At 37.8% G+C, this 14,306-nt stretch carries 13 protein-coding genes and 4 tRNA genes; 3 read left to right on the plus strand and 14 right to left on the minus strand.

Features of this window, described 5'->3' with window-relative positions; translation table 11 throughout:
- Positions 1-15: 15 nt before the first annotated feature.
- A complete protein-coding gene (locus tag F601_RS0109790) occupies positions 16-498 on the minus strand; it encodes an NUDIX hydrolase (RefSeq protein WP_018165509.1) in 483 nt (160 codons plus the stop codon).
- Between the two features lie 179 nt (positions 499-677).
- Between F601_RS0109790 and F601_RS0109795 the strand changes: the two genes are divergently transcribed.
- Positions 678-1,688, plus strand: a complete 1,011-nt coding sequence (locus F601_RS0109795; RefSeq protein ID WP_018165510.1) for a lactonase family protein — start codon at positions 678-680, stop codon at positions 1,686-1,688.
- A 103-nt stretch (positions 1,689-1,791) separates the two neighbouring features.
- The gene (locus F601_RS0109800; protein ID WP_018165511.1) at positions 1,792-1,986 is read left to right on the plus strand and encodes a hypothetical protein; all 195 of its coding nucleotides are present in this window, start codon (positions 1,792-1,794) and stop codon (positions 1,984-1,986) included.
- Positions 1,987-2,190: 204 nt separating this feature from the next.
- Here F601_RS0109800 and F601_RS0109805 read toward each other — a convergent pair whose 3' ends face one another.
- From F601_RS0109805 to F601_RS0109815, 3 genes are read right to left on the minus strand one after another with little or no spacing between them, the layout of a single operon-like run.
- Positions 2,191-2,832, minus strand: a complete 642-nt coding sequence (locus F601_RS0109805) for a putative quinol monooxygenase (protein WP_018165512.1) — start codon at positions 2,830-2,832, stop codon at positions 2,191-2,193.
- Between the two features lies 1 nt (position 2,833).
- Positions 2,834-3,748, minus strand: a complete 915-nt coding sequence (locus F601_RS0109810; protein WP_018165513.1) for an amidohydrolase family protein — start codon at positions 3,746-3,748, stop codon at positions 2,834-2,836.
- Entirely contained in the window at positions 3,741-4,178 is a 438-nt protein-coding gene (locus F601_RS0109815; RefSeq protein WP_018165514.1) for a MerR family transcriptional regulator, read from the minus strand. Before F601_RS0109815 ends, F601_RS0109810 begins: the two co-directional genes overlap by 8 nt.
- 314 nt (positions 4,179-4,492) lie before the next feature.
- Here F601_RS0109815 and F601_RS0109820 point away from each other — a divergent pair, with 314 nt between their 5' ends.
- Positions 4,493-5,728 carry a YkvI family membrane protein gene (locus tag F601_RS0109820; RefSeq protein WP_018165515.1) on the plus strand — a complete coding sequence of 412 codons (1,236 nt, stop codon included), beginning with the start codon at positions 4,493-4,495 and terminating at the stop codon, positions 5,726-5,728.
- A 49-nt stretch (positions 5,729-5,777) separates the two neighbouring features.
- On the opposite strand, the gene F601_RS0109825 is transcribed toward F601_RS0109820, so the two are convergent.
- The 10 genes from F601_RS0109825 to F601_RS0109875 all read right to left on the minus strand — a co-directional run bounded on the left by F601_RS0109825 (position 5,778) and on the right by F601_RS0109875 (position 14,303).
- Positions 5,778-6,173, minus strand: coding sequence for an HIT family protein (locus tag F601_RS0109825; protein WP_018165516.1), 396 nt, complete (start codon positions 6,171-6,173; stop codon positions 5,778-5,780).
- Positions 6,174-6,254: 81 nt separating this feature from the next.
- Positions 6,255-7,772 carry a flavocytochrome c gene (locus tag F601_RS0109830; RefSeq protein WP_018165517.1) on the minus strand — a complete coding sequence of 506 codons (1,518 nt, stop codon included), beginning with the start codon at positions 7,770-7,772 and terminating at the stop codon, positions 6,255-6,257.
- 347 nt (positions 7,773-8,119) lie between these two features.
- Positions 8,120-9,664: a peptide chain release factor 3 gene (locus tag F601_RS0109835; protein WP_018165518.1), complete on the minus strand. Its 1,545-nt coding sequence runs from the start codon at positions 9,662-9,664 to the stop codon at positions 8,120-8,122.
- Between the two features lie 225 nt (positions 9,665-9,889).
- Positions 9,890-10,579: a TMEM164-related integral membrane acyltransferase gene (locus F601_RS12545; protein ID WP_018165519.1), complete on the minus strand. Its 690-nt coding sequence runs from the start codon at positions 10,577-10,579 to the stop codon at positions 9,890-9,892.
- Between the two features lie 111 nt (positions 10,580-10,690).
- Positions 10,691-12,055, minus strand: coding sequence for a UDP-N-acetylmuramoyl-tripeptide--D-alanyl-D-alanine ligase (locus F601_RS0109845; protein ID WP_018165520.1), 1,365 nt, complete (start codon positions 12,053-12,055; stop codon positions 10,691-10,693).
- Positions 12,056-12,654: 599 nt separating this feature from the next.
- A complete protein-coding gene (locus F601_RS0109855) occupies positions 12,655-13,701 on the minus strand; it encodes a D-alanine--D-alanine ligase (protein ID WP_018165522.1) in 1,047 nt (348 codons plus the stop codon).
- A 278-nt stretch (positions 13,702-13,979) separates the two neighbouring features.
- Positions 13,980-14,051: transfer RNA gene (locus F601_RS0109860), tRNA-Glu, on the minus strand.
- Between the two features lie 6 nt (positions 14,052-14,057).
- Positions 14,058-14,130, minus strand: a tRNA-Thr gene (locus F601_RS0109865).
- Positions 14,131-14,141: 11 nt separating this feature from the next.
- Positions 14,142-14,223: transfer RNA gene (locus F601_RS0109870), tRNA-Leu, on the minus strand.
- Between the two features lie 7 nt (positions 14,224-14,230).
- Positions 14,231-14,303 (minus strand) — tRNA-Lys (locus F601_RS0109875).
- Positions 14,304-14,306: the final 3 nt, after the last annotated feature.

Here is a 14,306-nt window from a genome sequence, read left to right on the forward strand (position 1 = left end):
CCCTTTTGATTAAATCTAGTGAGTATAAAAAGTGACATCTTTCTCAAGCAAAACTTGATTTTGATCATATGTAAATTTTGCAGAGAAAAACGGCACATCATCTAAAATCCATTTGAAAATTTCGTAATCACCTTCCCAAGTTGGCTTACTGAGCACTTGATCATAAGGAACCCACTCAAGTGTTCCTTCACGAGACTCCTCATCAGAGATAAGTTCCCCTTCAAATTCAGTAACCTTAAAAACATAGGTATACCAATCATGTCCTGGAGTGAATTCAGGAAAAGTTATGACTCCCTTAAAATCCATTTGCTTAACTGTTAGATGAGTCTCTTCCATGATTTCACGTTTGGCACATTCATCCGGTGTTTCTCCCGCTTCCAATTTTCCACCAACTGAAATCCATTTACCTTCATGAACATCATTTGGTTTTTTATTGCGATGCAGGAGCAAGAGCTCCTTACCGTTATCAATATAACAAATGGTTGCTAGCTTTGTCATTTCATACTTCCTTACAAATCTTTTCTTTTAATTATATCAAGAAATCATAAAACTTGCTCAATCCGAATCAGGGAATTTAAGAAATTTCACCTCATTTCCCAGACCAGTAAGTTACAGAAAAAATGTCTGTTCATTTCAAAAATATGCTATAATTTTGACATAAGACCAAGGAGAAAAGTATGATAGAAACAATCTATTTTGGAACCTACACGAAAAAAACATCACAAGGAATTTATTGTGCTGATTTTGATTCATCAAATGGTGAAATCAGTAATCTTCAACTGGTTGCTAAAGAAGATAATCCAACTTATCTCTCGTTTTCAACTGAAGGTAATCTATATACTGTAACAAATGGTAAAGAAAAAGGTGGCATTGCTAGCTACGACTCAGATTTCCAACTTCTTAACAAGGTTGTCGAAGATGGGCCTGGTCTCTGCTATATTGCTGTGGATAACAAAAGAGGGCTTGTCTACGGAGCAAATTATCACAAAGGACAACTTAATATCTATAAATGCGAAGAAAATGGTAGCCTAACTTTACTTAACACCTTACAACACCATGGTTCAGGGCCACATCCAAACCAAGCAAGAGCACATGTCCATTTTTCAGATTTGACTCCAGACAAGTATCTCATTACCTGTGACTTGGGAACAGATGAAGTCACAACGCATATGATTAGTCCTCAAGGTCAGCTGATAGAAATCGGAAAATATAAGGCAGCTTCAGGTTCTGGGCCCCGTCATCTTGTTTTCCATAAAGAGTTCAAAATTGCATATTTAGTCTGTGAATTAAATGCTACTATTAAAGTTTTAATTTATGATGGCTATGGTCAATTTGAGCATTATCAGACAGTCAGCACCTTACCTGATAACTATGACGGTTTCAATGCCTGCGCTGCTATTCGCATCAGCCATGACAGTCGATTTGTCTACGTCAGTAACCGTGGACACGACTCTATTGCTGTTTTTGAAGTTATCGGAGATGGGGTTTTAGAACGCCGTCAAATTATCCCAAGTGCAGGACGTTCACCGAGGGACTTCAACCTCTCACCGGATGATAATTTTCTAATCGCTGTTCATCAAGACTCTGACAATGCAACAGTTTTTAAACGTGATCCAAAGTCAGGCTTACTTACTGAAATTAGCCATGATTTTAAAGTCCCAGAAGCCGTCTGTCTTGTTTTCAAATAAGTTTTCTCACGAAAATCTGCTTGTACTATTTTCAAATCAAATAAGTTTGAAATCCTTTCCATTTATGGTTTAATAAAGAAAAAAAACAAAGTGAGGATATCCCATGAACCCAAATGAACTTTTAAACCAAGTCAAAGAGCTTATCGAAAAGAAAGATTTCTCAGCAGCTCAAAAATTTATCAATGACAATAAAGACCAACTCGGTGACTATTTTGAACAAGCTAAAAAACTTGTAGAAGGTGCTGGGGGTGTCGACGGCGTTCTTGATAAAGTTAAAGGATTCTTCGGCGATAAATAAGCTATTTTCTATAGTCGCATGAAAGTCTTTCAGATAGGAACGTAAAGAACAGAATCTTGGAAGTTAGAAATCGAAAGAAACTTCTTGCTCTCAATTAGAGTACAGCAAGATGGAAGTGACAGCCTATCAGAGTTAATTCAAATGACTATAAAATACGACTAAGTAGTCTTAAACGAATGCTTAGTCGTATTTTTTATTTCAAGATTACTCAGAAGCCTTAGAAACTAGAATATCTCCAGACAGTTGCTGGAGCTCCTTTTCAAGGACCAAGTCTGCAGATCTACTGATGTAGTCTTTGAAGTGTGCTGTCAGGCAATGACTGTCATAGGCTGCTTGGTTGGCATAGATTTCATAAAAATACCAATGATCTGGCTGGCTGACATCTTGTCCAGCAAACATGAGAAGGACACCCTCTTCTAGGTCTATGCTGGTCTTCATTTCAGGGAGAACAATGTCCGCAAAAGCCTGACTATCCTTAACTTGGACATGGGCCAAGCGTATGGCCAAATCATTTGCCTCTGTCACCTTTATGGCAGGGGCCTTTTTGTAGAGGGCTTTTGCTTCAAGGCTGATAACCTCACGACTGGTCAGAGCCTTGCCCGCCAAGCCTGCAAAAGCCTTGAAGTGAGCTGAGGCTATGTGTTCTTGATAAGCTGCCTCATCCTTATAAACTTCCACGACAACTTGTTGGGACTTGTCACCTTGCAAGTGGTTGGCAAACATGGCCATGGTACCAGCTTCCATGTCTATGGACTTTGTCAGATTATCATAGCCCACTTGATCATAGTCTGCTTCATAGGCCAAGTCCATTCCCAGCTTGAATATACGAAAAATTGGTTTTGTCATCTCACAGTCCTCCAAAAAGGTTTTGCGCATTGCCATAGAAGATTTGATTTTTTCGGCCTTGGGTCAATGGCAGAGCGTCAATAGCTTGCGAAATCTCTTCAGTCGCGCCAGCTGGCAGGATTCCAAGAGGGGCATCTGTGCCAAAGAGGACTCTGTCCAAACCGAAGAAATCTAGACAAAGTTCCAAAGCTTTGCTATTGCCCAAAAGAGCCGTATCAACATAAAACTTACGGAAATCTGCCGCTTGATTTTCAGGTAGGATGCGGTCAATCCGCCCCGCAAAATAGGGAGCCATGGCACCAGCATGGTGGACAATAATCTTAAGATTTGGAAAATCCTGGAAATAGCCGGCCTGAACGAGATCAAGCATGGCCTGGGTCTGTTCGTACTCCCAGCTGAAAATGATGTTGTTGTCAGGCTTGCGCGAATCAAAAACAGGGTGGAGCCAGATAGGGATATCATGCAAGGCCAGGTATTCAAAGATGGGACGAAAATCTGGGTCAGCTAGGGACTTGCCCAGATGGCGGCTAAAGACCTGAACACCCAGCACTTCCTTGTTTGTCAGAACAAAGTCGTCGATCATTCGGATTGATTCTGGAATGTTATTAAAGACAAGCATGGCTACTGCGCCAGCAAAGAGGTCTCTATTTTCTTGAACCGCAGCCAATAATTCCTCATTGGCCTTTCTTACCAAGAGCGCAGCCATTTTCCCAGGTAAATAATCCTCTGGATTGGTGTTGACATAGCTGATAATTTGACGAGTGTCCGCTGGCATGGTCTCACGGCGCTTGGCCATATCGGTCAGGACTGGGTTGAGGATAAAGGGCATCTTAGTGGGTAATTCCTTGTCCAGCATGAGCATTTTCTCATAAAAATCAGGCATGAGGACATGGGCAAAAACGTCAATTTTAGTCATTAGACTTCTCCTTTCCATCAGTATCAATGCCATATTCTCGGTAGTAAGATTCTTCTTTGGCAATAGCTCCGGACTCGTAAAGTCCGATTTTATGGTCAAGTCGGTCAATGCTGCGCTGTAGATTGGCCTGTTTTTCTAGGAGAAGGTCACGTTGTTGACGTAACAATTTCTCACGCGCCGCAAGCGTTGCTTCCCCTTCCAGAACCATCTGGCTGTATTCAATAAGGGCCTCAATAGGAACACCCGAATGACGCAGACAAATAATCATCTCCAGCCACTTATTAAGGTCATCAGTGAAATAACGATTGCCATTGGGCTGCCGCGGTATAGGAGGCAAGAGTCCAATTCTTTCATAATAACGTAAAGTCGTAGGGTTAATCTTATAGATTTCAGCTACTTGAGAGATGGTGTATGTTTTAGAGTCAGACATAGTCTCTCCTTTCTTAGAGTTCTTCTCACTCTATTCTACCACTTATAGCTGACTATAAGTCAATAAAATATGATATATAGGGCAATCTGTATCATTTCTTTACAATTAGTTTACATCACTTGTCTTTCTTTCAAAAAGCATCTCTGACTGATAATATTGGGAAAAATCTGATAAACATCTTTCCATGGCACACATCTCTCTTCACTATTCAAAGATGAATGAGATACTCAGTTGTAATAAACGATACTTTCTCTTAACAGTCAAATGATATACTGACACTAATCATTGTTTTTGATTATACCAAAGGAGGACTTATGTTTAAGAAAATAATGTCTGTAGCCTTAGCCTACGTTGGAATTATTGTAGGCGCGGGTCTTTCTTCAGGGCAAGATTTAATGCAATATTTTATTAGTTTCGGTAAATGGGGCTTAATTGGGGTCATAGTTTTAGGTATTTTAAATGCCATTTTTGGGCGCATCATTGTTACTCTTGGAAGTTATTACCGTTCTAATGATCATTCGGAAGTGCTTTCGAAGATATCTCATCCAATCACTAATTGGATTTTAGATATTTCTCTGGTTATTTCTTGTTTTGTCATAGGTTTCGTCATGATTGCTGGAGCTGGTTCTAATCTCAATCAACAATTTGGATTACCTATATGGATTGGAGCATTAATCTGTGCACTTTTAGTTATATCTGTAAGTTTTCTGGATTTTGAAAAAATAACCAATATCATCGGAATCTTTACACCTATAGTTATTGTCATGATTGTCATTATTGCTGGACATACTCTTCTTGGACAAAATTTTGATTTGAATCAGTTGCATCATTCGGCAGTAGCTATGGAATCTCCAATGCCTAATATTTGGATGTCTGTCATTAACTACTTTGCTCTTTGCGTCATGACAGGGGTGTCTATGGCATTCGTCTTAGGCGGTTCCATTATCCGTATCGGCGTTGCTGAAAAAGGTGGGACTATCGGTGGAAGTATCGTTGGCTTTATCATCGCTCTAGCTTCCTTTGTTCTATTTACCAGAGTTGACCAGTTATCTGGTGTAGATATTCCTATGCTAGTTTTAGCAAATGAAGTTCACCCTTGGTTTGCCTTTTTATACGCTATTGTTGTATTCGGACTTATATTTAATACAGCTTTTAGTCTATACTACGCCTTAGCCAAACGCTTAGCCGGTGAAAGTGAGCCTCGTTTTAAATTATACCTTATTATTTCCGTTACTATTGGCTTTGCTTTGTCATTTCTAGGTTTCAGGGAACTTGTTGGACTCATGTATCCTGCTTTGGGTTATATCGGACTCGTTATGCTTCTAGTTTTATCTTCTGCCTGGATTCGTGAAAAAAATAATGTTCAGGAAGAAAAACAGTTAAGACGTCGTATGATTAAACTTATATCAAAGAAACATAAAAAAGATCAAATCTTCACTATTGCTGATAAAAAAGAATACCAAAACCTTAGCGAAGAGTCGAACGTCCAAACGGAGACAATTAAAATAGATATTCATGATTTTGTCCAGCAAGAACTGAGCAGTATCTAAACAATATAAAAAGGAACTCATCTGAGCTCCTTTTTATATTTGACTTAATCTAGCCATTCAAATCACTCTTTATGATACTTTCAAATTTATCTCTCGGAAAAGATTTAAGATCAACATTTATAGCTTCCCAGAATCCGTCATTAGCATACCTAGGAATCAGGTGGCTATGAAAGTGCGTTCCATCATCCATTACTTTTCCATTATTACTTGCTATCGTAATTCCAAGTATTTCAGAATATAACTCCATTTTTTCAATCAATTTTGATTGAAAATTGATTAAATCTAGCTTTTCCATGTTGCTAAGTTCACTGATTGACATACAGTGACGTTTTGAAATGACCAATAGGTGGCCTTCTTGAATAGGGTCTATATCCCAAACTGCGAAAAAATAATCTGAGCTTGCTATCTGATCACTATCTAATAAAGAACAGAATATACAGGTCATTACAATCTCCTTAAAAAATTTAATAGCTTATAAGAAAAAGTCTGGGTAAAAACTCAGACTTTACTTTTTTTATCACAAATATTATTTTACGTAAGCTGCCGCTTGAGTACCTGCTTGACGTCCAAAGATAACAATATCCGCTACGGCATTACCACCCATACGGTTGCTTCCGTGAACACCACCAGTTACTTCACCTGCTGCGAAAAGACCTGGAATTGCTGAACCATCTTCTTTCAAGACTTCAGTGTTTGTGTTGATCTTAAGACCACCCATTGTGTGGTGGATACCAGGTGAAACTTTGATTGCATAGTATGGCGCTTTAGACATATCACGGTCCATACCAGTGTTACGTCCAAACTCTGTATCATTCTTATCTGCAACATATTTGTTCCAAGATTCTACAGTAGCTTTCAAGTTCTCTTCAGAAACACCGATTTCTTTTGCCAATTCTTCAATAGTATCAGCTTTAACAGTCATACCTTTTTCTTCGTAAGTATCAATTGATTTAGAATGTTCACGAAGGTCTTGGTCGAAGACTACATAAGCGTATCCTTCTGGAAGAGCATTAATTGCTGCAGATACGTTATCACGTGTTTCCATTTCGTTGTAGAAACGTTTACCTTGAGCATTAACAAGGATAGCACCCTCACCACGGATTGCTTCAGAAACAAGGAATGGTTCCTTTCCTTTTTCTTGATAAACAGTTGGGTGAATTTGAATTTGATCAAGTTGAACTGTCGCTGCACCTAATTTTTGTGCAAGGGCAATACCATCACCTGTTGCACCTTCTTGGTTAGTTGTTACATAACCATCCAACTCAGGTTTCAACTTAGTAATCATTTCCATATTAGCACCGAAACCACCAGCAGCATCTACAACAGCTTTGGCAGAAACAGTTTTCTTCTTACTTTCAACAGTCACTTTTACACCAGCAGCTGCACCGTCTTTTTCAATGATTTCTGTAACATCAGAATTTACAAAAATTGGAATTTCATTTTCCATCAAGTTATTGTAAAGACCATCAACAAGGTAACCACCTACGGCAGAACCATCAGCTGGACGATGGATACGAGCTACAGAGAAACCACCTGAGAAACTGATATCGCTTAGAGTGATACCAATGCTATCCAACCAGTCAATAGCTTCAGCTGAATTATCAACCATGTAACGAAGCAATTCTGGATCGTTAGTTCCTTTACCACCTTTAAGACTTTCTTCATAGAAAAGGTCGTTTGTATCTTCGATACCTTGTTCTTTTTGGAACTTAGTTTCTGAAGCATTCATACCACCTGAAGATTTAGTAGTATTCCCGCCGATAACTGGCATTTTTTCAAAAATAGCTACGCTTGCACCTGCTTGTTTTGCAGCAATTGCAGCTGTCATCCCTGCACCACCAGAACCAATCACGACAACATCATAGCTATCTTTTAATTCTTTTGGATCTGTGTATTCTTTTACAGAAGCACCAGATACAACTTCTTCACTTGAACTAGATGTACTTGATGTTTCTGATTCTTTGGCTGTTTTAGAACCACAAGCTACCAACAAAACGGTAAACATGGCTGCTAAAAACGCTAACCAAATGCTCTTTTTCTTCATCTTAAATCTCCTTTTTTTAATTATTGTGATAAAAAGATCTGAAACTATTATACCTTAATTTATCGATTTTTGCATCCCCTTTCATAAAAAAACGTTCAGTTTTTTAATATTTTTATAAAATATATTGTTTACTTTTAACCTGATATCGACAAATAACTCATACCTTTTATTCAAAAAATGAGTGCTAATGAAGTTAATATTAAGTCTATTTTATATTCAATTTAATAAAAAAATTGATTGCAATCAAATTTTAATGAAATGAGGATTTTGATAAAAGGGAATAAAAATAAGGAATTGCAAAATTCAATTCCTTATTTTTTTCTAAATATTTTATGCTTTAAGATATCCTACATCTTTTCTTCTAGACTAACATCAGGATACTTATCCGCAAACCAGCGTAGGGCAAAATCATTTTCAAAGAGGAAGACTGGTTGGTCAAAGCGGTCTTTAGCCAGAATATTACGGCTTGAAGACATACGTTCGTCCAAATCTTCTGGCTTAATCCAGCGTACAGTCTTTTTACCCATAGGTGTCATAACTACTTCAGCATTATATTCACCTTCCATACGATGTTTGAAAACTTCAAACTGAAGTTGACCAACAGCACCAAGCATGTACTCGCCAGTTTGATAGTTTTTATAGAGCTGGATGGCACCTTCTTGCACCAATTGCTCAATACCCTTATGGAATGATTTTTGCTTCATGACATTTTTAGCAGAAACCTTCATGAAGAGCTCAGGTGTAAAGGTTGGCAGTGGTTCGAATTCAAATTTATTCTTACCAACAGTCAGAGTATCACCAACTTGATAAGTTCCTGTATCATAAACCCCGATGATATCACCAGCGACAGCATTTTCTACGTTTTCACGAGATTCAGCCATGAATTGAGTTACATTTGATAGTTTAGCACCTTTTCCAGTACGTGTTAAATTAACACTCATACCGCGTTCAAATTCACCTGAAACAATACGTACAAAAGCAATACGGTCGCGGTGACGAGGGTCCATGTTGGCTTGGATTTTAAAGACAAAACCTGAGAAGTCCTTGTTATGAGGGGCAATCATCTCACCATCAGTCGTCTTGTGCCCGTGTGGTTCTGGTGCAAATTCTAAGAAAGTATCCAAGAAAGTTTGCACACCAAAGTTAGTAAGAGCTGATCCAAAGAAGACCGGCGTCAGTTCACCGGCAAGAATAGCTTCTTCTGAGAATTCATTCCCAGCCTCTTGAAGCAATTCAATATCTTCCAAAACTTGTTCATAGAAAGGATTGTTAGCAAAAAGCTCCGCCCCTTTTTCAAGGTCTGCAAAACGCTCATCACCCTTGTAGAGTTCTAGTCGTTGATTGTGTAAATCATAGAGCCCTTCAAAAGCTTTCCCCATACCAATTGGCCAGTTCATTGGATAACTAGCAATACCGAGAACCTCTTCCAACTCTTCCAAGAGATCAAGCGGTTCACGCCCATCACGGTCCAATTTATTGATAAAGGTAAAAACAGGGATGTTACGGTGTTTAACAACCTCAAAAAGCTTTTTAGTTTGAGCCTCAATACCCTTAGCAGAGTCTACTACCATGACAGCAGCATCCACGGCCATAAGGGTACGGTAAGTATCTTCAGAGAAGTCCTCGTGCCCAGGCGTATCAAGGATATTGACGCGCTTACCAGCATAATCAAATTGCATAACTGATGATGTTACAGAGATACCACGCTGTTTCTCAATATCCATCCAGTCAGACTTAGCAAAATTCCCTGTCTTTTTCCCCTTAACAGTACCTGCTTCACGAATTTCACCACCAAAATAAAGCAATTGCTCAGTTATAGTCGTTTTACCAGCATCCGGGTGACTGATGATGGCAAAAGTACGGCGCTTTTTAATATCGTCTTGAATTGTCATTTTTCTTCCTTTACTTGATTTCTATATTTCTTGGTCAATAGCAGAGCTGAACTCTGGTTTACATTTCTACATAGGACTTACTTCCCTTGTTCATTTTGAGCGCATACAAAAAGAGCTGCGCTTTGCAGCTCTTTTATTATAACGAAAAATCGCTCTACTGGCAATGATTACCAACCAGTCTAGTCAAAAATAGTCATATTTATATCTAGTCTTCAATAACCTAAATTATAATTTATTTTGAAAAATACCTAGAGAATCACCATTCAATCTTAAACAAAGATTATCAACTAGGAGCATCAAACTTGAGAGCCCAACTGTTACTAAGAAAATATTAAGAATTGGCTGTCTACTTTGAATCACAGGAAAATCCATAATAAAACCATAATTTGCCCTTAGAAGCATATTGACAACAGCCAAAAAGCTATTCAAACTTAGATTATAGAGAAAAACAGATTTAGCAGTTAAATTTCCCATCTCATAATAGGTCAGCAAATATGCTATGCTATTGACCAAAAGAGCTAAATGACCTATTACATATGAAAAATTAGTCACATGTGGGAATCCAAATGGGTCGAAAACAGGAAATGCCAAAGCCATAAATGAACCTATCGGAGCCATAATCATGAGAAACTGCTTAAATCGATGTCGATTAGGTAATAGAAAAAAACCAAACATGGCAATGCGACAATGATAAAATGGCAGAGCTTCCTTTAACGGACCTCCTGCACTCAAATACCAAGAATAGAGCACTATCATCTGAACTAGCTGAATTAACTTAAAAGTTTTCTTGAAGTCCTCATTTTGATAGTACTTAAAAGTTAGATATAAGAGCAAAACCACTAATATCGTACCCAAGCTATACCAATTCGCATCTAGTTTTGGGGGGCTTGAGGGAAAGATTGCAAAAAATTTCATAATAATTTATCCACTTTTTCTTTCTACTTCAATTATATTACACATGAATTTTAATCACAAATAAGCGTTAAAACGAAAAATCTCCACTTCAGCATGGAGATTTCAGTTCATTTAGTTTTCCAATGCTTCAACAACCTTAGCCAAATTCATTGAATTCGATCCTTTTAGAAGGATTTGATCTCTTGATTCTATGACTTCCTTCATTTTAGAAACCAATTGCTCAAATTGATCTTCTTCAGCTGTTTTCTTAAAGAAATAAACTTTTCCAATAGGAAACATCTGACTAGCTAATTGAGCTAATTCAGCAATATCTTCACCATAAAAGACTAGAGTATCCAAAACATCTGGAGCTAAGCTAGTTATCATTTGAGTATGCATTGCAACAGACTCTTCTCCTAATTCTTTCATGTCTGCCAGTACAGCAATTTTCTTACCACCTTCGTTAGCTGGAATGGAAGAAAATGTTTCTAAAATCAAACGCATAGCAGTCGGATTCGCGTTATAAACATCAGAAAGAATATCAGCCCCATTTGCCGCTTTCTTCCACTCTGTACGATTACGGGTCAATTCCAATTGCTCAAGTGCATCAACAATATCTTCATCTGCAACAGCCAAAAGTTTACCGACATAAGCAGCTACCATAGCATTTGTCGCATTGTATTTCCCAGGAACTGGCAAAGTCACTGCTTGCTCCAAAACATTTGTAGTAAATGTTAGGGATTCCTTCCGCTCCTCAAGATCTTTCACGTAGATTTCAGCTCCTTGACCAAAGCGAATAACCATTTGATTATCAGGAAGATAAGGGTTGATAATATCATCTTGAGGAACAATCAAAATCCCATCAGAATCCATTCCTGATGTTATCTGCATTTTACCTTTTGCAATTTTATCTCTGCTGCCAAAATATTCTAAATGCGCCTCACCGATAAGGGTCACTACAGCAATACGTGGCTTAGCAATATCAGATAAAAGCTTAATGTCACCCATGTGATCCTGTCCCATTTCCAAGACAATTTTTTCCGTATCCTCTGGCATGTGAAGAACAGTATATGGAAGACCAATTTCGTTATTGTAATTTCCTTGAGTTTTATAGGTTTTATAGGTAGATGAAAGCACTGCTGCAATCATGTCCTTAGTGCTGGTTTTACCATTAGATCCTGTAACTGCAATGACATCAACACGCATTTTTTCTAAATAAAAGGCTGCTAATTTTTGTAGCGCAGCTAAGCAATCATCAACTAGAATGTAAGGATAGCCAACAATCTCTTTTTCTGAAAGAGTAGCGACAGCTCCATTTTCAAAAGCTATATTGATAAAGTCATGACCATCTCTGACTCCCTTAAGTGGGAGAAAGATATCTCCTGGTCCAATTTTACGACTATCAAATTCAATACTATTCAGTGGGACGTCATCAAAATCTGTGATAGTGTTTTTAGCATCAACTGCTTTGGCCACTTCATGTAATGTTAATTTCATATTTTTTCCTTTGCAATAATAAAGCCTCTTGATAAAGATTTAAACCCATCTCATAGGCTAGAATAAGAATATTATAGCACAAGTTTTCATAGAAACCCAATTTCATAAAAAGAAGGTATCTTACCTCAAAAAATATATCAAAAGAAATCTATTATCAAACAAGTCTTTACTTTTCGAATGAGTTCCTAAAAATCACTATAAACTTACTTACATAAGATATTTTTCATGCTCATAACATAAAAAATCAAAAACAGCCGTGGAAGTGAGACAAAGGCAGTCTAGTCGCATGAAGAGCTTCCAGACAAGGAATTGAGTGTCGGAAGCTCCAAGAGTCTGTGGATAGACTCTTGGAGACGGTAAATTAAGAAAAGGTCTTTCAGTCAGTTCAGAGTACAGCAAGACCAAGGTGACGATGTATCAAAGCTCTTCAAATGGCAATAATAGAATAGGTCAAATTAAAACTACCGTCTACCATTTTGGTTTTAAAAGAGTATAAACAACAAGAAGGGCTAGAACAATAATATCCCAGCCCTCTTAATTATTATAAAATTATCAATTACAAACAGCGAAGTAAAGGAATCAATTCCCCTATTCTTCGACTAAATCAAATGACTTTCACGTTTCTCAAACATCTTCACAGCCAGACTAACCAACTCTTCAATTAAATCAGAATAAGCTAAGCCCATGTTTTCCCATAGAAGAGGATACATTGACCACTGTGTGAAACCTGGCATAGTATTTAATTCGTTAAGGTAAATATTACCATCCTCAGTCAAAAAGAAGTCACATCGTGAAAGACCACAACCTCCAATCGCTCTAAAAGCGATGCCTGCATATGATCTCATTTGCTCTACTATTTGAGCATCGATTTTTGCTGGAATAGCCATAGTGATCTTGTTATCAATATACTTAGCATCATAGTCATAAAAAGCTACATCTTTAACAACTTCTCCTGGAAGTGTTGTCTTCACCTCTTCATTACCAAGCAAACCAACTTCAATTTCACGAGCAACAACTCCTTGCTCAATTAAGATACGGCTATCGTATTTTAATGCCAATGTAATAGCCGAACGTAATTCAAGTTCATCATTTGCTTTTGAAATACCAACAGAGGAACCCATATTAGCAGGTTTAACAAAAACAGGATACTCCAAATTACTATTAACTTGAGCAATTGCAGATTCAAGATCTGATCCTTCAAAATAAGTAACATAAGCTACTTGAGGCACTCCAGCAGATGCTAAAACTTGTTTTGTTGTAATTTTATCCATAGCTACACTAGAAGATAAAATATTTGTACCAACATAAGGCATTCTCAAAACTTCCAAAAATCCTTGAATAGAACCATCTTCACCCATAGGACCGTGAAGCACTGGAAAAACAACAGCCCCTTCTTCATAAATATCGCTAGGCTTAACCTTTTGACTATCTACAATTGAATTATTAGTCATCAACTTTACATCTGAAGATGGGCAAGAATCAAATTCTTGAGTCTTAATAAAATCCCCATTTTGACTAATAAAGAAAGTTTTTACAAAAAATTTATCATAATTAATGGCACGCATAACACTTTCAGCAGAAAGTACTGAAACCTCCCTCTCAGCTGAACGCCCACCATACAAAATCACTAATGTTTGTTTAGACATAATCTCTCTTCCATTCAAAAAATTCAGAAATAACCAAGTTCTATCTTACCACAAAGCATACACAATGAAAAGTAAATAATAATCAAAAAACAATGAAACTAGCTGATAAAATAGAACGGAAATTTAAAAGCTACATTCTACCTCTAGAAGATGCAGAATATAGCCTGAAATAGCCTGATAAAAATCAACCAAATCATTAAATTGAAGTTTGCTTATCAAAAATACTTATATTTTGAAGTAAAAGTCAACAAAAAAAGATACCCAAAGGTATCTAAATATAGTCCGTACGGGATTCGAACCCGTGTTACCGCCGTGAAAAGGCGGTGTCTTAACCCCTTGACCAACGGACCATATAATGCCGGCTACATGACTTGAACACGCGACCCTCTGATTACAAATCAGATGCTCTACCAACTGAGCTAAGCCGGCTCATCTCTTAATGCGGGTTAAGGGACTTGAACCCCCACGCCCTTCGGCGCCAGATCCTAAATCTGGTGCGTCTGCCAATTCCGCCAAACCCGCAAATTTATGACCCGTGCTGGGCTCGAACCAGCGACCCTTTGATTAAAAGTCAAATGCTCTACCGACTGAGCTAACGAGTCTTC

The sequence above is a fragment of the Streptococcus henryi DSM 19005 genome (genome assembly GCF_000376985.1).
Taxonomy (GTDB): domain Bacteria; phylum Bacillota; class Bacilli; order Lactobacillales; family Streptococcaceae; genus Streptococcus; species Streptococcus henryi.